This window comes from Actinomadura fibrosa, assembly GCF_900659615.1.
GTDB lineage: Bacteria > Actinomycetota > Actinomycetes > Streptosporangiales > Streptosporangiaceae > Spirillospora > Spirillospora fibrosa.
Map to the genome: position 1 here is coordinate 25,009 of NZ_CAACUY010000032.1, position 18,022 is coordinate 43,030.

The 18,022-nt window shown below is 70.1% G+C and carries 17 protein-coding genes and 1 tRNA gene; 14 read left to right on the forward strand and 4 right to left on the reverse strand.

Going from position 1 to position 18,022, the window contains the following annotated elements; genetic code table 11:
* The first annotated feature begins 332 nt into the window (after positions 1–332).
* From gyrB to E1300_RS50050, 5 genes are all read left to right on the forward strand, one after another.
* Complete coding sequence (gene gyrB / locus E1300_RS14280; RefSeq protein ID WP_131757473.1) at positions 333–2,282, forward strand: DNA topoisomerase (ATP-hydrolyzing) subunit B; 1,950 nt, start codon at positions 333–335, stop codon at positions 2,280–2,282.
* Positions 2,283–2,378: 96 nt separating this feature from the next.
* Positions 2,379–4,892 carry a DNA gyrase subunit A gene (gene gyrA / locus E1300_RS14285; protein ID WP_131757474.1) on the forward strand — a complete coding sequence of 838 codons (2,514 nt, stop codon included), beginning with the start codon at positions 2,379–2,381 and terminating at the stop codon, positions 4,890–4,892.
* A 42-nt stretch (positions 4,893–4,934) separates the two neighbouring features.
* Positions 4,935–6,017, forward strand: coding sequence for a DUF3566 domain-containing protein (locus E1300_RS52440; protein ID WP_242619146.1), 1,083 nt, complete (start codon positions 4,935–4,937; stop codon positions 6,015–6,017).
* Positions 6,018–6,108: 91 nt separating this feature from the next.
* Positions 6,109–6,185: transfer RNA gene (locus tag E1300_RS14295), tRNA-Ile, on the forward strand.
* An 82-nt stretch (positions 6,186–6,267) separates the two neighbouring features.
* Complete coding sequence (locus E1300_RS50050; RefSeq protein ID WP_165502834.1) at positions 6,268–6,405, forward strand: hypothetical protein; 138 nt, start codon at positions 6,268–6,270, stop codon at positions 6,403–6,405.
* 271 nt (positions 6,406–6,676) lie between these two features.
* Here E1300_RS50050 and E1300_RS14300 read toward each other — a convergent pair whose 3' ends face one another.
* Entirely contained in the window at positions 6,677–7,537 is an 861-nt protein-coding gene (locus tag E1300_RS14300) for a dioxygenase family protein (protein WP_131757475.1), read from the reverse strand.
* A 120-nt stretch (positions 7,538–7,657) separates the two neighbouring features.
* Here E1300_RS14300 and E1300_RS14305 point away from each other — a divergent pair, with 120 nt between their 5' ends.
* From E1300_RS14305 to E1300_RS14335, 7 genes are all read left to right on the forward strand, one after another.
* A complete protein-coding gene (locus E1300_RS14305) occupies positions 7,658–8,959 on the forward strand; it encodes an SGNH/GDSL hydrolase family protein (RefSeq protein ID WP_207399719.1) in 1,302 nt (433 codons plus the stop codon).
* 115 nt (positions 8,960–9,074) lie between these two features.
* Entirely contained in the window at positions 9,075–9,617 is a 543-nt protein-coding gene (locus E1300_RS14310) for an NAD(P)H-dependent oxidoreductase (protein ID WP_131757477.1), read from the forward strand.
* Between the two features lie 18 nt (positions 9,618–9,635).
* The gene (locus E1300_RS14315) at positions 9,636–10,226 is read left to right on the forward strand and encodes a short chain dehydrogenase (RefSeq protein WP_131757478.1); all 591 of its coding nucleotides are present in this window, start codon (positions 9,636–9,638) and stop codon (positions 10,224–10,226) included.
* A gap of 69 nt (positions 10,227–10,295) precedes the next feature.
* Positions 10,296–10,868, forward strand: coding sequence for a TetR/AcrR family transcriptional regulator (locus E1300_RS14320; RefSeq protein WP_131757479.1), 573 nt, complete (start codon positions 10,296–10,298; stop codon positions 10,866–10,868).
* A gap of 895 nt (positions 10,869–11,763) precedes the next feature.
* Positions 11,764–11,997, forward strand: a complete 234-nt coding sequence (locus tag E1300_RS14325) for a hypothetical protein (RefSeq protein WP_131757480.1) — start codon at positions 11,764–11,766, stop codon at positions 11,995–11,997.
* Positions 11,954–12,880, forward strand: coding sequence for a helix-turn-helix transcriptional regulator (locus E1300_RS14330; protein WP_131757481.1), 927 nt, complete (start codon positions 11,954–11,956; stop codon positions 12,878–12,880). Before E1300_RS14325 ends, E1300_RS14330 begins: the two co-directional genes overlap by 44 nt.
* Before the next feature lie 91 nt (positions 12,881–12,971).
* Entirely contained in the window at positions 12,972–13,907 is a 936-nt protein-coding gene (locus E1300_RS14335; RefSeq protein WP_131757482.1) for a DMT family transporter, read from the forward strand.
* On the opposite strand, the gene E1300_RS14340 is transcribed toward E1300_RS14335, so the two are convergent.
* From E1300_RS14340 to E1300_RS14350, 3 genes are all read right to left on the reverse strand, one after another.
* Positions 13,894–15,687, reverse strand: a complete 1,794-nt coding sequence (locus tag E1300_RS14340) for a M64 family metallopeptidase (protein WP_131757483.1) — start codon at positions 15,685–15,687, stop codon at positions 13,894–13,896. The two genes, E1300_RS14335 and E1300_RS14340, sit on opposite strands and share 14 nt — an antisense overlap.
* Before the next feature lie 120 nt (positions 15,688–15,807).
* On the reverse strand, positions 15,808–16,599 hold the full coding sequence (locus E1300_RS14345; RefSeq protein ID WP_131757484.1) for an SDR family NAD(P)-dependent oxidoreductase: 792 nt from the start codon (positions 16,597–16,599) through the stop codon (positions 15,808–15,810).
* An 18-nt stretch (positions 16,600–16,617) separates the two neighbouring features.
* Complete coding sequence (locus E1300_RS14350) at positions 16,618–16,827, reverse strand: hypothetical protein (protein WP_131757485.1); 210 nt, start codon at positions 16,825–16,827, stop codon at positions 16,618–16,620.
* 230 nt (positions 16,828–17,057) lie between these two features.
* Here E1300_RS14350 and E1300_RS52445 point away from each other — a divergent pair, with 230 nt between their 5' ends.
* Positions 17,058–17,177 carry a DLW-39 family protein gene (locus E1300_RS52445; protein WP_240489804.1) on the forward strand — a complete coding sequence of 40 codons (120 nt, stop codon included), beginning with the start codon at positions 17,058–17,060 and terminating at the stop codon, positions 17,175–17,177.
* Between the two features lie 44 nt (positions 17,178–17,221).
* The gene (locus E1300_RS14355) at positions 17,222–17,941 is read left to right on the forward strand and encodes an HAD family hydrolase (protein WP_207399720.1); all 720 of its coding nucleotides are present in this window, start codon (positions 17,222–17,224) and stop codon (positions 17,939–17,941) included.
* Positions 17,942–18,022: the final 81 nt, after the last annotated feature.

The following is an 18,022-nucleotide window of genomic DNA, read 5'->3' on the forward strand; positions in this document are numbered from 1 at the left end:
AATGTCGGTGGCGGGTGGGAACATCTGTTCGGGAAGCGAGGTGACGAGTTCAGCGGCGAGCGCGCCGTAGGCCTGAGAACCCCCCGGGGTCTATGGGGGGATGCATCTCCAGGGCCGTGCGGCCGCCACACGTCTACACAGCGCTCGTGAGTGCCACTTTTCGCCGCGTGAGCCGGTAGAATGAATCTGGGTTCAGGATGCTGCGCCGCCATGGGTCGCCCAGGGCTCTACCGAACACGTACAGAGCACATGGGCGCCCTTATGTGTGTTACGGGGCACACCGCGCTCCCTCGGGCGCGGGGCGGCCGACGTCCCCGGCAGGAGGATCTCCTTTGGCGTACGACGCTAGTTCGATCACTGTCCTTGAAGGGCTTGAGGCGGTTCGCAAGCGCCCCGGCATGTACATCGGATCGACCGGTGAGCGCGGCCTCCACCACCTGGTCTACGAGATCGTGGACAACTCGGTCGACGAGGCCCTGGCCGGCTACGCCGACGAGATCGTCGTCACGCTGCTGGCCGACGGCGGCGTCAGCGTGCTCGACAACGGCCGCGGCATCCCGGTGGGCGAGCACCCGGTGGAGAAGCGGCCGGCCATCGAGCTGGTCCTGACGACGCTGCACGCGGGCGGCAAGTTCGACGGCAAGTCCTACGCCGTGTCGGGCGGCCTCCACGGCGTCGGCTCCGCGGTGGTGAACGCGCTGTCCACCCGGCTGGAGGCCGAGGTGCGGGTCGACGGCCACGTGTGGCGCCAGTCGTACACCTGGCAGGGCCCCCAGACGGAGCTGCGGAAGGGTGAGGAGACCGGCGAGACCGGCACCCGCATCACCTTCTGGCCCGACCCGGACATCTTCGAGACCACCGAGTGGAACTTCGAGACCCTCTCCCGCCGCATGCAGGAGATGGCGTTCCTGAACCGTGGGCTGTCCATCACGCTCCAGGACGAGCGTCCCGAGCACAGCAACGGCGAGGGCGACGGCGCGCCGCACGTGGTCAAGTACCACTACGAGGGCGGCATCGAGGACTTCGTCCGCTACATCAACGCGCGCAAGGACGCCGCCCACGAGTCGGTGATCTACTTCGGCGACGACACCGAGGGCATGTCGGTCGAGATCGCCATGCAGTGGAACTCGTCGTACGCCGAGTCCGTCCACACCTTCGCCAACACGATCAACACGGCGGAGGGCGGCACCCACGAGGAGGGGTTCCGCGCGGCGCTGACCACGATCGTCAACCGGTACGCCCGCGACAAGGGGCTGCTGCGCGAGAAGGACGACAACCTCACCGGCGAGGACGTCCGCGAGGGCCTCACCGCGATCATCTCGATCAAGCTGGCCGACCCGCAGTTCGAGGGCCAGACCAAGACCAAGCTCGGCAACACCGAGGCCAAGTCGTTCGTGCAGAAGGCGTGCAACGAGCACCTGCGCGACTGGTTCGAGGAGAACCCCGGCGAGGCCAAGGAGATCATCAACAAGGCGTCGCAGGCGGCGCGGGCGCGGGTGGCGGCGCGGCAGGCGCGCGACCTGACCCGCCGCAAGAGCCTGCTGGAGTCGACGTCGCTGCCCGGCAAGCTGTCGGACTGCCAGTCCACCGACCCGTCGAAGTCCGAGCTCTACATCGTCGAGGGCGACTCGGCGGGCGGCTCGGCCAAGGGCGGCCGCAACCCGCACTTCCAGGCGATCCTCCCGATCCGCGGCAAGATCCTCAACGTGGAGAAGGCCCGGATCGACAAGATCCTGAAGAACAACGAGGTGCAGGCGATCATCACCGCCCTCGGCACCGGCGTGCACGACGAGTTCGACATCGCCAAGCTCCGCTACCACAAGATCATCCTGATGTCGGACGCGGACGTCGACGGCCACCACATCAACACGCTGCTGCTGACCCTGCTGTTCCGGTTCATGAAGCCGCTCATCGAGGCCGGGCACGTCTACCTGTCCCAGCCCCCGCTCTACAAGATCAAGTGGGACGCCCGCGGCACGCAGTCCGACTACGCCTACTCCGACGCCGAGCGCGACGCGGTCATCGAGGCCGGGATCGCCGCCGGCAAGAAGGACCCGCGCCCCCGCGACCAGGTGCAGCGCTTCAAGGGCCTCGGCGAGATGAACGCCAACGAGCTCTGGGACACCACCATGGACCCCGACAACCGCGTCCTCCTCCAGGTCCAGCTCGACGACGCCGCCCAGGCCGACGAGCTGTTCAGCGTGCTCATGGGCGAGGAGGTCGAACCCCGCCGGGAGTTCATCCAGCGCAACGCCAAGGACGTGCGCTTCCTCGACATCTGAGGTACGGGCGGGCCCGGGCCGGCTGCGGCCGGTCCCGCCGGCCCGGCTCCAGCGGAGCCGTACTTCCTTCCCCACCGAGCAGAAAAGGTCTGAAGAGTGACGGACGTGACCACAGAGGGCGGAGGCCCGGGCGAGCGGATCGAACCGGTCGACATCCAGGTCGAGATGCAGAAGAGCTATCTCGACTACGCGATGTCGGTCATCGTCGCGCGCGCCCTGCCCGAGGTCCGTGACGGACTCAAGCCGGTGCACCGCCGCGTCCTCTACGCGATGTACGACGGCGGCTACCGGCCCGACCGCGGCTACTTCAAGTGCGCGCGCGTCGTCGGCGACGTCATGGGGAACTACCACCCCCACGGCGACTCCGCCATCTACGACGCCCTCGTCCGGCTCGCACAGCCGTGGTCGATGCGCTACCCGCTGGTAGACGGGAACGGCAACTTCGGCTCGCGGGGCAACGACCCCGCCGCCGCCATGCGGTACACCGAGTGCCGCCTGGCGCCCCTGGCGATGGAGCTGCTGCGCGACATCGACAAGGAGACCGTCGACTTCTCCCCGAACTACGACGGCCGCTCGCAGGAGCCCGACGTCCTCCCGTCGCGCTACCCCAACCTGCTGGTGAACGGCTCCGCCGGCATCGCCGTCGGCATGGCCACCAACATCCCGCCCCACAACCTGCGCGAGGTCGCCGAAGGCGTCCAGTGGTACCTCGCCAACTACGGCGCCACCGACGAGGAGCTCCTCGAAGCCCTCATCGAGCGGATCAAGGGCCCCGACTTCCCGACCGCCGGCCTCATCGTCGGCCGCAAGGGCATCGAGGACGCCTACCGCACCGGCCGCGGCTCCATCACCATGCGGGCCGTCGTCGAGGTCGAGGAGATCCAGAACCGCACCTGCCTGGTCGTCACCGAGCTCCCGTACCAGGTCAACCCCGACAACCTCGCCCTCAAGATCGCCGAGCTGGTCAAGGACGGCAAGCTCGACGGGGTCGCCGACGTCCGCGACGAGACCTCCGGACGCACCGGCCAGCGCCTCGTCATCGTCCTCAAGCGGGACGCGGTCGCCAAGGTCGTCCTGAACAACCTCTACAAGCACACCCAGCTCCAGGAGACGTTCGGCGCGAACATGCTCGCGCTGGTCGACGGCGTGCCCCGCACCCTCCGCATCGACCAGTTCGTCCGGCACTGGGTCGCGCACCAGATCGACGTCATCGTCCGCCGCACCCGGTTCCTGCTCCGCAAGGCCGAGGAGCGCGCCCACATCCTCCGCGCCCTCCTCAAGGCGCTGGACCGCATCGACGAGGTCATCGCGCTGATCCGCCGCTCGCCGTCCGCCCAGGAGGCGCAGCAGGGCCTGATGAGCCTGCTGGAGATCGACGAGATCCAGGCCCAGGCCATCCTCGACATGCAGCTGCGCAAGCTCGCCGCCCTCGAGCGCCAGCAGATCATGGACGAGTACGACAAGCTCATGGCCGAGATCGCCGACTACAACGACATCCTGGCCTCCCCCGAGCGGCAGCGCCGGATCGTCGGCGACGAGCTCGCGCCCATCGTCGAGAAGTACGGCGACGAGCGGCGCACCGAGATCATCCCGTTCGACGGCGACGTCTCCTACGAGGACCTCATCGCCGAAGAGGACGTCGTCGTCACCATCACCCGCGGCGGCTACGCCAAGCGCACCAAGACCGACCTGTACCGGGCGCAGCGGCGCGGCGGCAAGGGCATCCGCGGCGCCCAGCTCAAGCAGGACGACATCGTCGACCAGTTCTTCGTCACCACGACGCACCACTGGATCCTGTTCTTCACCAACAAGGGCCGCGTCTACCGCGCCAAGGCCTACGAGCTGCCCGACGCCGGCCGCGACTCGCGCGGCCAGCACGTCGCGAACCTGCTGGCCTTCCAGCCGGACGAGCACATCGCCCAGGTCATGGACCTCCGCGACTACGAGGTCGCGCCCTACCTCGTCCTCGCCACCAAGAAGGGCCGCGTCAAGAAGACTGCGCTGCGCGACTTCGACTCACCCCGCACGGGTGGCATCATCGCCATCAACCTCGTGGACGATGACGAGGTGATCTCGGCGCGCCTCGTCTCGTCCGACGACGACCTGCTGATGGTCTCCACCGGCGCGCAGGCGATCCGCTTCCGCGCCGACGACGAGTCGCTGCGCCCGATGGGCCGCGCCACGTCCGGCGTGATCGGCATGCGGTTCGAGGAGGACCAGGAGGTCCTCAACATGCTCGTCGTGCAGGACGACCAGCAGGACGTCCTCGTCGCCACCGAGGGCGGCTACGCCAAGCGGACGCCCGCCGGCCAGTACCCGCGGCAGGGACGTGGGGGTAAGGGCGTACTGACCGCTAAGATCGTGCAAACTCGCGGCAGGTTGGTAGGGGCACTGATGGTCGGCCCGGACGACGAGGTGTTCGCGATGACGTCCAACGGGGGTGTCATCCGCACGACCGCCGCGGAGATCAAGCAGTCGGGCAGGCAGACCATGGGCGTCCGGCTGATGAACCTCGCCGACGGCGACAGCGTGGTCGCCATCGCGAGGAACGTAGAGTCCATGGTGGACTCTGACGTAGACGCCGACGGCGAGGGGGGCGACGGTGAGTGACGTATCCGACCTCGTCACGCAGCCGCAAGGCCAGGAGGACACGTGAGCACCGAGCCGGGCAAGAGCAAGGGCGGGTCCGGCGCGGGCCGTTCCGGCCAGAAACCGGGGGCCAAGCCCGCGAAGACCGTCGCGGCCGCGTCCGCCAAGCCCGGCCGGGACGAGACGACCGTGGACATCGAACCCGCGTCCTCGTCCGCTGACGCGACGCGGACCGATCTCGGCAAGGTCACCGACGACACCGCCGTCGACACCCCCGAGATCGCTCCGCTCAAGGACACCACCGAGCCGCCGGCCGCGCCCTCCGGGGCCGCGGCCGACGCCGGCGGCTCGGCCGCGGCCGCGCCGAGCGCGCCGAGCCCGTCGAAGAAGCCGTCCACGGGCACGACCTCGACCCCGTCGGCGGCCGCGTCCAGTCCGTCCAGCGCCTCTCCCAGCTCGTCGAGCCCGTCCACGGGCATCCCGGTGAGCACCCCGGAGGCGGCAGCACCGAGCTCCTCGTCCTGGACGAAGCCCGCCGAGCCGTCCGGCTCCGTCTCCCGCGACCGTACCGACAAGGCGCCCAAGCCGTTCGGACGCCGCGAGCCGTCCGGGAACGCGTCGGGCCCGTCGGGCTCGTCGGGCTCCACCTCGGGTTCGGCCAAGCCCGCCGGTTCCGGCTTCGCCGGCACCGTCCTGAAGGACCGTCCCGCTCCCGCGGCGGCCCCGATGAACTCGGCCTCCTCGTCCAAGCCCGCCGCCAACGGCAAGCCGGCGCGCAAGGCCCAACTCCAGCTGGCCCGGCTCGAACCGTGGTCGGTGATGAAGTTCAGCTTCGTGATGTCGCTGGTCTGCTTCGTCATCCTGCTGGTCGCGGTGGTCGTCCTGTACGTGATCCTGTCCGGCCTCGGCGTGTTCGACGCCATCAGCGACACGATCAACAGCCTCACCAAGCAGCAGGGCGAGACCACCGGCGGGGTCGACGCCGGCAACTGGTTCTCCTTCGTCCGCGTCTTCGGCTACACGGTCCTCGTGGGCGCGCTGAACGTCCTGCTCATCACCGCCCTCTCCACGGTCGGCTCCGTCATCTACAACCTCGCCGCCGACCTCGTGGGCGGCGTCGAGGTCACCCTGAAGGAAGCCGAGTAGCACCGTCCCGCCGCCGCCCCGCAATCGATTTCCGGTTGCCGCGCCAGATGAGGTAATCTCTCGTTGCGCCGCCAGGGGCGGCGGCAAGTGCGGGCCTATAGCTCAGTCGGTTAGAGCGCATCCCTGATAAGGATGAGGCCGGTGGTTCAAGTCCACCTAGGCCCACCACCTCGAAGACCCCCACCGGTGTACCGGTGGGGGTCTTTTGACGGCAGTCGTGAACGGCAACGGTTCACCTCCCCGGCGCCAAATGCACCGAAGGCCCACGATCGCACCTGTTTCACCTCAGGAGCGCGAGAACGGCAACCGCGTACTGGACGTGGTCGAGCTGGACGAGCAGGGGCGGACGGCGCGGGTCCGAGCGTTCTACGAGCAGACGCAAGCGTGACGGGCATGGTCGCCAGCGCGGACGATCACAGGCAGACGGTCCCGGCTAGGTGAGGCCACAGGCGGGCCTGGGGATGCTTCGTCCACGGCCCTGTGAGCATCTTTGTCCACAGGTTGTGGACGGCTTTCCACAGTGGCCGGACGCACCGTCCTGACCAGTGTGGATGCGCATCGCACCAGCAGAATGGCGTCGAACCCGCCTGTGGGCAACCCGTGATCCACTTCTGTCGCCGTTCCGGGACGGAACTTATCCACAGGCTTGGGAACGGCGGTCAGCCGGTCGCATCGGCCAGCGTGAGGTCGAACTCCGCGTGCCTGAAAGGCGCCGATACGCCGTAGCGCGCGGCCGTCTCCGCGTCGTCCGATTCAGGGAAGTCGACGATGAGGCTCTGCTTGACGGCGAAGACCGCGTCCGAGTCGAGGTACGGGCTGCCCGCCACGAAGATGTGGGTGGTCAGCGGTATGAAGCCGTCTGCGCCGACGATGAAGTGGATGTGCGCCGGCCGGTAGGGATGGCGGCCTGTGGCTTCCAGGAGACGGCCGACCGGTCCGTCGGAGGGGATCGGGTAGTGGCTGGGCGTCACTGTCCGGAAGGCGAACCGGCCTTCGGCATCGGTGAGGAAGAGCCCACGTCCGTTACCTGCGGGCTGGATGCCGGGTTGCTGGACGTCATAGAACCCGTGCTCGTTGCACTGCCACACGTCCACCTCGGCGTCGGCGATGGGCGTACCGGCCGGCGTGAGTACTCGTCCGGTGACCAGGCAGGGCTGTCCTTCGCCAACGAGGTCGATGCTGTCGCCAAGCGCGCGCGGGGGCGACTCCACCACATGGAATGGCCCCAACACGGTGCTCTCCGTCCCGCCTTCCTTCTCGTTGAGCGTCTCGACGAGCATCGATACGCCGAGGACGTCCGATAGCAGCACGAACTCCTGGCGGGTATCGGTGCAGGTCTTCCCGACCGCGGTGAGGAACCCGATCGCCTGTTCCCACTCCTGCACGGACGGCCTCGCCTCGCGCACGAAATCGTGGAGGTGACGGGTGAGCATGCTGAGCAGCTCTCGCAGGCGCGGATCGTGCGTCCCGGCGAAGCTGTCCTGGACGGCCTTCGTGGCGGTGTGCTCGTTGAAGTCCACGGTGGTCCCTTCGTGCCCAGGGCGACTGATCCAGGTAGGGACAGCCCTACCCGAAGAGTAGAGCTCACCGTGATGCTCCGGAGGTCCTCGGGGCGGTGGGATCGGTGCATGAACCTCCCTATGCCGCCCCTTCCACTGAGGATCACCATGGGCGCGCTCGCCGCCGCCGCGCTGATCGCCGGGATGACTCACGTGTCGCCGTCGCCCCGTCCGGTCGGCGCACGGCTCGACGGCGCGAAGTCGCCCACCGGTTCCTGGACGGTCGCCTGGGGAGCCGGCGTTCAGGCCCCGGTCGCGGGCGATGAGGACTCCGGTCCCAACTGGTCGCAGCAGGGTTTCGCCAACCAGTCCGTTCGGCAAGTGGTGCGGGTCGGCGTGGGAGGTACCCGCGTTCGGATCCGGCTGACGAACGCGTACGGCAAGGCGCCGCTGCGCGTGGCGGGAGTGAGCATCGGTAGATCTGCCGGCGGTGCCCTCGCCTGGCCGAAGACCATCGCGAAGGTCTCCTTCGGCCATTCGGCCGAAGCCGTCGTGCCGCCCGGCGGCGAGCTGCTCAGCGATCCCGTCGCGCTCACCACCTCCCCGCTGGAGCGGTTGGCGATCACGATGCGGTTCACGGCGGCCACGGGGCCCGCCACCTTCCACCGCATCGCTCTGACCGACTCCTACCGCGCCCCCGGCGATCACCTGGCCGACGTCGGCAAGGACGCTTTCAAGGAGTCCACCGGCTCCTGGTACTACCTGGCAGGCGTCGAAGTGGCAGGACGCGCTTCGTCCCCAGGCTCCGTAGCCGTCTTCGGCGACTCGCTCGTCGATGGCGTGGGCTCCACCAAGGACGCCGACGCCCGCTTTCCCGACGACCTTCAGGAACGACTCGCCACCTCGTCCCGTCCACTGGGCGTGCTCAACGCGGGAATCGGCACGAACAAGTTGCTGAACGACTCCCTTTGCGGCGGTGAGAGAGGACTGTCCCGTTTCCAGCGCGACGTCCTCAGCCGTCCCGGCATCCGCTCCGTGATCGTCCACCTGGGCGCGAACGACCTCGGCGCGCCCCAGATCGACGACCCCTGCGTGCGGCCGAATCCGAAGGTCACCGCCCAGCAGCTCATCGAGGGCCACCGCGCCCTCATCCGCGCCGCCCACGCCCGCGGCGTCAAGGCGATCGGCATGACGATCGGGCCGATGAAGGGCGCGCTCTTCCCGATCTGGAGCCCCGAGGCGGAGAAGGCCCGCCAGGCCCTCAACCTGTGGATCCGCACCAGCCGCGAGTACGACGCCGTCATCGACGCCGACCGCGTCATGTCCGACCCGGCCGACCGCGCGATGCCGAGGCCCGGCTACGTCTTCATGGACGGCCTGCACCCCAACGACGCCGGCTACCACGCCATCGCCGCCGCGATCGACCCCGCGATCCTGCGGTGACCGGCACCACCCGGCCGGTCCTGCGTGTCACAGGACTTGACTAGACAGGTCTGTCTGCCTACTGTTGCGGACGAAGTAGACAGACCTGTCTGTCTTGTGACGGGAGTTTCGAATCATGACTCGTACGCTGGTCGTTCTCGCCCACCCCGACCTCGCGACGTCCCGGGTCAACGCGGCCCTCGCCGATGGGGTCCGGGATCTGCCGGACGTCACCGTCCACGACCTCTACGCGGCTCACCCGGACCTGCGCATCGACGTACCCGGCGAGCAGCGGCTGCTGGACGCGCATGACCGGGTGGTCTTGCAGTTCCCCTTCTACTGGTACTCGGTCCCGCCGCTGCTCAAGAAGTGGTTGGACGAGGTGTTCGAGCGCGGGTGGGCCTACGGGCCGGGCGGTGCGGCGTTGCGGGGCAAGCGGCTCCAGCTCGCCACGGCGGTCGGTGGACGCGAGGAGCTCTACCGGCCCGAGGGGCTCAACCGGTTCGCCGTGCGGGACCTGCTGCGGCCCTTCGACGCGACCGCGCATCTCACCGGGATGCGCTATGAGGAGCCGTTCATCGTGCACGGCGCCTCGTCCCTGGCGGACGAGGAGCTGGAGCGCGAGGTGCGGCGCTACCGCGAACTGCTGCTGGACGCGCCGGTCCCGGTCGCGGCCTGACCTCGAAGGAGCCTCGCAATGAAGATCATCGTTATCGGCGCGACCGGCACCATCGGGTCGGCCGTCGTGGCTCTGCTGGAGAAGGAGCACGAGGTCGTCCGGGCGTCCCGGAACGGTCCGGTACGGGTCGACATGGACGATCCCGCGTCGATCGACGCGCTGTTCGAGCGGGTCCGCGATGTCGACGCCGTCGTGTGCTGCGCTGCGAGCGGAGCGCTCACGCCGCTGGACGGCGACGGCGACTTCACCGCCGCGATCCAGGGCAAGCTGTTCGGGCAGGTCCACCTGCTGCGGCGGGCGCTGCGCCACCTGCGGGACGGCGGATCGGTGACCCTGACCAGCGGCGTCTTCGACCGTCCGATGGCGGGCGCGTCCTTCGGTGCGTTGGTCAACGCGGGCCTGGAGGCGTTCGTGACGGCCGCGGTGATCGAGATGCCGCGCGGGCTGCGGGTCAACGCGGTCGGTCCCGGCTGGGTCGCCGAGACGCTGGAGGCCATGGGCCTGGACGGTGCCGACGGCGTCCCGGCCGTGGACGTCGCGCGAGCCTACGTGGACGCGGTCGAGGGCGACCACCAGGGTGCCGTCCTCAGACCGAAGCGCGGGACCTGAAACACGGGCATCGGGCGGTTCTGCCAGACGGACCTGTCTGTACGATGGGAGCCGGAGAGGAGCCGCCCGATGCCCACGAGAACGCGCGAGCCGGCCCGCGACCGGATCCTCAGGACGGCGACGGATCTCTTCTACGCCTACGGCATCCGCGGTGTCGGCATCGACCGCATCATCGCCGACTCGGGCGTGGCCAAGGCGACGCTCTACGCGAACTTCAAGTCGAAGGACGACCTGGTCCTGACCTTCCTTCGGCAGGCGGACGAGAAGTGGCGGCGGATGCTGCGGGAAGCGGCCGCCGCCGCGGGGGACGATCCGCGCGAGCAGCTCGTCGGGCTCTTCGACGCGATCGGGGCGGCCGGCGGTGAGGGCGGACGCTACCGCGGATGCGTGTTCATCAACGTCGCGAGCGAGTCGCTGCCGGATACGCCCGTCCATGAGGCGACCGTCGAGCACAAGCGCGCCGTGCGGGAATGGGTGGCCGAGCTCGCGGCCGCCGCCGGTGCCGTCGATCCGGCGATGCTCGCCCGGGAGCTGACCCTGGTCCTCGACGGCGCGATGTCCGCCGCCGCCCTGGAGTCGATCGCGGAGGCGGTCCCCGCCGCCCGCCTGGCCGCCCGCGCCCTCGTCGAACGGTCCTGCTGAACCCGACGCCCCCGCCACAACCCCTTGCCGATCACCGTTGACGCGGCGGTGCGCTCGGCCGCTGCGGCCTGTGGAAAGGCGAGCCTGGGGATAGAGGTGGGCCGGTCTGCTTGGGGACCGGGTTGGGGATTACCAGTGGGCAGCGTTGTCCACCGGCACCGGCCCCCTGTGGAGGACCGGCGCCCACAGGCTGTGTACGGACTGTGTGCAGACGAGTGCTCGACCCATCCTTTTCGCTGGTCATAACGTTATCCACGCCGTGGATAAGTGATCGCGACGGTTGGGGGCCACCTGGGGAAGAATGGTGGGCGTCGGCGGCTTCGGTCATACCCAGGTTGTGCACCATGGTTATCCACAAGCTGTGGAAACTGTGGACGGCCGCCCGGATGCTCGGGACCTGTGGAGAACCGTGAGCGGATACTGTGCGGTATCGCCAAAGCCCGTGCTGCCTGGGGATTCGCCTGTGGACCGGAAGACCGGAGCCCCTGCGTACAGGGCTCGAAGCGTTGTGCGCAAGGCTGCCCCCAGCCTGTGGACAACTCATGGACGCCCAGGCGCCCGGATGAGATCGGCATCGATTCCGGGTGGTGTGGACAGGCTCGGCATGGTTGCGACTTAATGTCGACATGGAGTCATGTCCACTGGCTTCCGAACGACGCTCGGGGATGCGTCCGCCACGCCCGGGGTGCGGCCCGTCGCGATCGGTCCGCTGCGCTCGGCGGCTCGCGTGACGCGTCCGCGAGGGCCCGCGCCACGCCCGGCGGGAGCGATCTCGCGCGCGTACGATGAGCCCGGTCCGGCATGATCGGGTGCTGCCGCGGGGGCCTTCCAGAGCCCGCCGTACCCGCCCCCACCTGCGAACATCAGTTCGAACGCGTGCTACGCTCCCGGACTCATGGGCCACCTTCTGAACGAGCCGATCCGGGCCGAGCACGACCCGGCGGGACGGCTCACCGCATACGAGTGGCGGGGGTCGCGCTACGCCGTCGACGAGGTGCTGAAGACCTACGGGACGTCGTCGGAGGGCCGGGTCTACCGGGTGCGCGTCACGGGCGCGGAGGGCGTGGCCGTCGCGGAGCTCGGACGTGACCAGGACCGCTGGCGGCTCCGGCACCTCTTCTCCGCCTGACCGCCGTCCCGGGACGGGCGCCGACCGGGCCGTCTGGACGCGGGTCGACGGGCTCCACGGGACGCCGCTCGACCTGCTGAGCGCCCGGTTCGGCCGGCGGCACTACGCGCCGCACGTCCACGACGAGTTCGCGATCGGCGTGTGCGTCGACGGGCTGGAGACCATGCGCTACCGCGGCGAGAAGATCTTCTCGGCGGCCGGGGGCCTCGTGGTGATCGAGCCCGGGGAGGCGCACACGGGCGGGCCGGCCGGTCCGGAGGGGTATGCCTACGTATGCCTGTATCCGAGCGCCGAGTTCTTCGGCGCGGCGATCGCCCGGCGGCCGGACGCGGCGCCGGTGCGGCCGCACTTCCGCGATCCGGTCATCGGTGATCCGCGGCTGAGCGATGCCCTCCGGATCGCGCACCGCGCCCTCCGGGCCGGGGACGATCCGCTGGAGGGCGAGGCGCGGCTGCTGGAGGTGCTCGGCGCGCTCGTCCGGCGGCACGCGGTACCAGACCGGCGGGTAGGCCTGTCCACGACGGGGCGCGGACCCGACTCCGCACGGATCGCCCGCACCGTGACGACCCGCCTGGCCGACGAGCTGGTCGCCCCGCCGACGCTCGCCGAATTGGCCGCCGATCTGGACCTTTCGCGGTATCAGCTGTTGCGCGCTTTCCGTGACGCCGTGGGCATGCCCCCGTATGCGTGGCTCGCGCAGCACCGCGTGGCGCGCGCGCGGACGCTCCTGGACGCCGGGCACCGTCCGGTGGAGGCGGCGGCACTCGTCGGGTTCGCGGACCAGGCGCATCTGACGCGCTGGTTCCGGCGCGTCCTCGGCGTGACGCCCGGGGCGTACCGCAACAGCGTTCAAGACACCGTCCGGCGCCGTCCCGCACTCTGAGGGCCGCGCCGTACCCGCGCCCGCAGGGCGCGCGTCCGGGCGCGGTCGGCCCGCCGGGCGAAGCGGCGGAGGACCTGGATCGGAGGACGCCGTGAGTCGCCGCGGGTGGGTGCTGTTCACGCTGATGAGCGTGGTGTGGGGGATCCCCTACCTGATGATCAAGGTGGCGGTCGAGGGCGTCTCGGTGCCCGTGCTGGTGTTCGCGCGGACCGCCCTCGGCGCCCTCCTGCTGCTGCCGTTCGTCCTCCGCGCCGGCGGCCTGGACGTCGTGCGCCGCCACTGGCGCCCGCTGGCGGCGTTCGCGGCGCTGGAGATCCTCGGCCCGTGGGCGCTGCTGTCGGACGCCGAGCGGCGGCTGACCAGCTCGATGACCGGACTGCTGATCGCCGCGGTCCCGATCGTCGGCGTGCTGGTCGCGCGGCTCACCGGCGACGCCGAGCGGCTCGGCCCCGTCCGCTGGGCGGGCCTGCTGGTCGGGCTCGGCGGCGTCGGCGTGCTGGCCGCGCCGAACCTCGGCGGCGGCAGCGCGCGGGCGTTCGGCGAGGTCATGCTGGTCGTGCTCGGCTACGCGTCCGCGCCGCTGATCGCCGCCCGGCGCCTCGGCGGTGTCCCGAGCCTGCACCTCGCCGCGGCCTCGCTCGGCTTCGCGGCGGTCGTCTACACGCCGCCGGCGATCGCGACATGGCCGGACGACCTGCCCAGCGGACGCGTCCTCGCCGCCCTGGCCGGGCTCGGCGTGGTGTGCACGGCGCTGGCGTTCCTCGTCTTCTACGAGCTCCTGCGGGAGGTCGACACGTCGCGGGCGATGGTCTTCACCTACGTCAACCCGGCCGTGGCCGTCCTCGCCGGGGTGGTCTTCCTGGACGAGTCGCTGAGCAAGACCATGCTGGCATCGTTCGCGCTGATCCTCTGTGGCTCCGTTCTCGCCACCGCACGCAGGAGTCCCACCAAGGACGTCCTGCTGGAAGGGGACGTGCCAGCCCCCAAGGTGACCGAGGTTCCGGCTCGTGGGGCTACCGCAGAGTAGCGATGAACGCTCGGGCCTTGCCGACGTTCCCCGCCGAGTCGATCGCCCGGTATTCGATGGTGTGCCGCCCCTTGCCGAGCTTGCCGTAGGTGAGGCTGTCGATGACCGTCCCCTGATCGGTGAACAGCCAGGGAGCGTCGGAGTCCGTCGGCCAGCCGAAATAGTTGAACCAGCCGTCGCCGTCCACGCGGAACTCCGTGACGACGACGCCCGGACGGTCGTCCGCCCCGGTCAGGCGCATGGTGAACGGCCCGTCAAAGGTGTACTCGGGCGTCCGTCCCGGACGGGCTGCCTCCTGCGCGGCCTTGGACAGCTCGTACGTGACCGTCGGACGGTGCGCGTCCACCGTCCAGGTACGGGTCTTGGAGCCGATCCGTGCGACGAGATGATGCGTGCCGTCGGCCAGGTGGAGACGTCCCAGATCGATGTCACGCTCACCTCCGCGCACCGGACGTCCGTCGAGTTCCCACCGGACAGTAGGTACAGCCTTCACCGGATGGGTGCTCTCCACGTACACGATGCTGTCTCCGCCCACTGCCTGATCGGTCGAGGTGGCGGAGACGAAATCCACAGGCACGTTCGTCGGCGGAGTGTCGACGCGCGTATCCACCGTCCACGTCCGCGACTGGGTGAGCGCAGCGGACGACCGGATCGCCGGATCGCGGACGAAGTCCGTCGGATCCGTCACCGTCGCAGTGACCGTATGCGTGCCGCGCTTGAGCCGAAGCCGGGCGAGATCCAGGTTGGCCCTCTTCGACACACGCCTCCCATCGACGGTCCACGTGATGGACAACATGTGACTGGTGGGATGCATGACCTCCAGCCACAGGACACGGTCGTCACCTACCGGTCGGTCCGTAGGCGTATTGGCCTGGACGAGCTGGACCTTGCCGGAGACGCGCTCCGTCATACGCTCGCGCCCGACCTGGTCGTAGTAGTAGCCGAGCGATTTCATCATGGAATGCCGACTCGGCCTCCACACACCCGTGGTGCTGTAGAGGCCGCCTTCGTACCGTCCGATGGTGCCTCCCGCCTCGCTGGGCTCGCCCAACCAGCGCCACCACTTCTTCTTCTGCGCGAGCATCTCCCGCTCTGTCAGAAGCGTGTGATGGATGGACTCGGGCTCCGGTCCCGTATAGGGACCGCCAGGGACTCCCCGCTGGTAATAGTCGTACTCGTCGTCCAGTCCACCAAGCGAGTGCCCGAGTTCATGGGGCGCGATGAGGGCCGAGAGGGCATTGCCACCCGAAGCCGTCGCGTACGTGCCGCCCGCACCGCCATAGGTGTCGCTGTTGGCCAGAGCGAGGATCTGTCGGTTGGCCGCGGTCGTCCCCGCCACCAGGTCGGCGTAGGTCTTGGCGGCGGCGGAGTCCATGACGAGGAGCCGCTGCGGGCCTTCCGCCTTGCAACCGCCCCAGAACGCCATGCTCAACGGCGTCGTCCGGCGCGGTGACGACAGCGCCGGATCGCAGCTCACACCCGACTCGCCCGACGGGATCTCGACCGCGTACACGTTGACGTAGCTGCGGTAGGACTTGAACGGTTCGATCGTCCACAGGTCGTTCAGGTGCTCGGCCAGATGGGCGCGGAACTCCGGCATGTCGGACGCCGTGTACCCGTCACCCATGATCACGAGGTTGAAACGCCGCGCCGGGTCACCGGTGACCTGGATCGGCACCACCGTCGCGTCCGCCGGAGCCGACGCCCGCGCCGGCACCGCGGCCAGGGCCAGGACGGTCGCGGCCGCCGTCCCGATCGCGCTCGCCTTGCCCTTCCACATGCGCGGACCTCCTCGGCGGCGCGCACGGTGGGCGGGGGCGGCCCGGGGGGGACGGCGCGCCCGCGCGTCCCGCTGATCACGCGGGGCTGTGCCGGGATTATCTCCGGCACATCCGGCATGTCAACGCTTGTCGCGCTGCCCGGCCGCCAGCCCCGCCGAGATCCGCGGCCCGCCCGCCCGCCGCTGCACGGCCGCCGCCAGCGCGGGCACGGCACCGCCGAGGACCGCCCCGAGACGCAGGCCGAGCGGCGCCACGTCCACCTCGGCGACGTTCCTCTCGATCGCCCGGACCGTGGCCCTCGCGACGTCCCGCGGCGAGCGCGTCCCCACGCCCCGCGGCAGCGTGACGCCCGCGTCGGCGAACATCCCCGCGTCCCGGATGAAGCCCGGGAACACCGTCGACACGCCGACCCCGTGCGGCCGCATGTCCTCCCGCAATGCCAGCGCGAACCCCCGCATGCCGAACTTCGTCGCGTTGTACAGGGACGCCTGGCCGGACGCCGTCTTCCCCGACAGCGACGAGATGAAGGCCAGATGCCCGCGGCCACGATCGGCCATCCGCTCCCCCGCGATCTTCGCCATCACGATCGGCGCCCGCAGGTTCACGTCCAGCGCCCGGTCGATCTCCTCGACCGAGTACTCCGACAGCAGCCCGGACGCGGGCAGCGCCGCGTTCGCGACCAGCACGTCCACGTCGCCCGCCTCGTCCAGCAGGCCCTCGACCGCGGCCCGGTCCGCCAGATCCGCCGCGATGGCCCGGCCGCCGAGGCGTTCCGCCAGCGGCTCCAGCACCGCCGCGCGCCGCCCCGTCAGCACCACCGACGCGCCCCGTCCGGCGAGCGCCGTCGCCAGCGCCTGCCCGATCCCGCCCGTCGCACCGGTCACCAGCACGTTCGCTCCGCGCAGATCCATGGCGCCGATGATGGCCGATCACATGCCCACGCGCCACAGCAGCAGGATGATCGAGGACACCACCAGCCCCGCCGCGCCCAGCGGCACCTCCCCGAGGGCGATCATCGCGGTGCAGCCGGACGCCGTCAGGCCGGCGACCACCACCATCCCCAGCCCGCTGGACGTGCCGTCGTCCTGCGGTCCGGGATCGAGCTCGCGCTCCCAGAGCCCGAAGTCGTCCTCTGGCATCGGCACTCCCGAGGGTCGTTCCCCGGATTATCCGGCGCCCGGCCCGATCCGGCGAGATGCCCGGAACGGCAGAGCCGCGGCACCCCATCGTTGGACATCCGGTCCGATAACACCCGCAGGTGCTGATCGCCCGCGAACGATTGCTAGGCTGCGGAGAACCTGGGGGAGTCGACACTGATCCGATCACGTCCCGGGTTTGGCTTCATAACCGAGGTGAAGGGGTCCCCACCGTGAAGAAGCTTCTCGTTCTCGCCGTTGTCGCTCTCGGCGGCTTCGCCGTCTGGCGCCGTCTCCAGCAGGACCGCGCCGAGCTCGACCTGTGGACCGAGGCCACCTCGTCCGACAACTGAGACGGCGGCGCTAGCGCACGTCCGACGTCGAGGGAGGGCCCGGCGTGAGCGAAGCAGAGCCGATCACCATCGCCTGCCTCGATCTCGCCGGGACCACTGTCGCCGACGGTGACACCGTCGAGACCGCCTTCGCGGAGGCGATCGCCGTCCTCGGCGTCGTCCCCGGCACGGCGGCCCACAGGCGTGCCATGGCGCGCTTCCACGAGTCCCGCGGCGGCTCGAAGCTCGGCATCTTCCGCTCGCTCTTCGACGAGCCCCGCGCCCAGGTCGCGCACCTGGCCTTCGAGCGGTCCTACGACCAGCTCGTCGACCGCCGCGGCCTGCGTCCCGTCCCCGGCGCCGACGGCGCGCTCGAACGCCTCCGCGGCGCCGGGATCCGCGTCTGCCTGCTCACCGGCTTCGGCCGCCGCACGCAGGCCCGGATCCTCGACACGCTCGGCTGGTGGGACCGCGTCGACCTCACCCTCTGCCCCGAGGACGGCCGCGGCCGCCCCTGGCCCGACCTCGTCCTCATGGCGGCGCTCCGCCTCGGCGCCGACGACGTCCGGCACATCGCGGTCTGCGGCGACACCGCGAACGACATGCTGACGGGCCGCCGCTCCGGCGCGTCCATCGTCGCGGGCGTCCTCACCGGCGCGCACGACAGCACCGCCCTCCACGCGGCGGGCGCCACCCACGTCCTGCCCAGCGTCGCCGGCCTCCCCGACCTCCTGCTCCCCACCCCGACCCCGCACAACACCCCGGCCACCGCCGACCACAACTAGCCCTCGCCTGCCCCGGAGCACTCGGCCCGAAGGCCAGCACCCGACCAACGGTGTACGATCGGTGCCGGTCGCACCGAACCA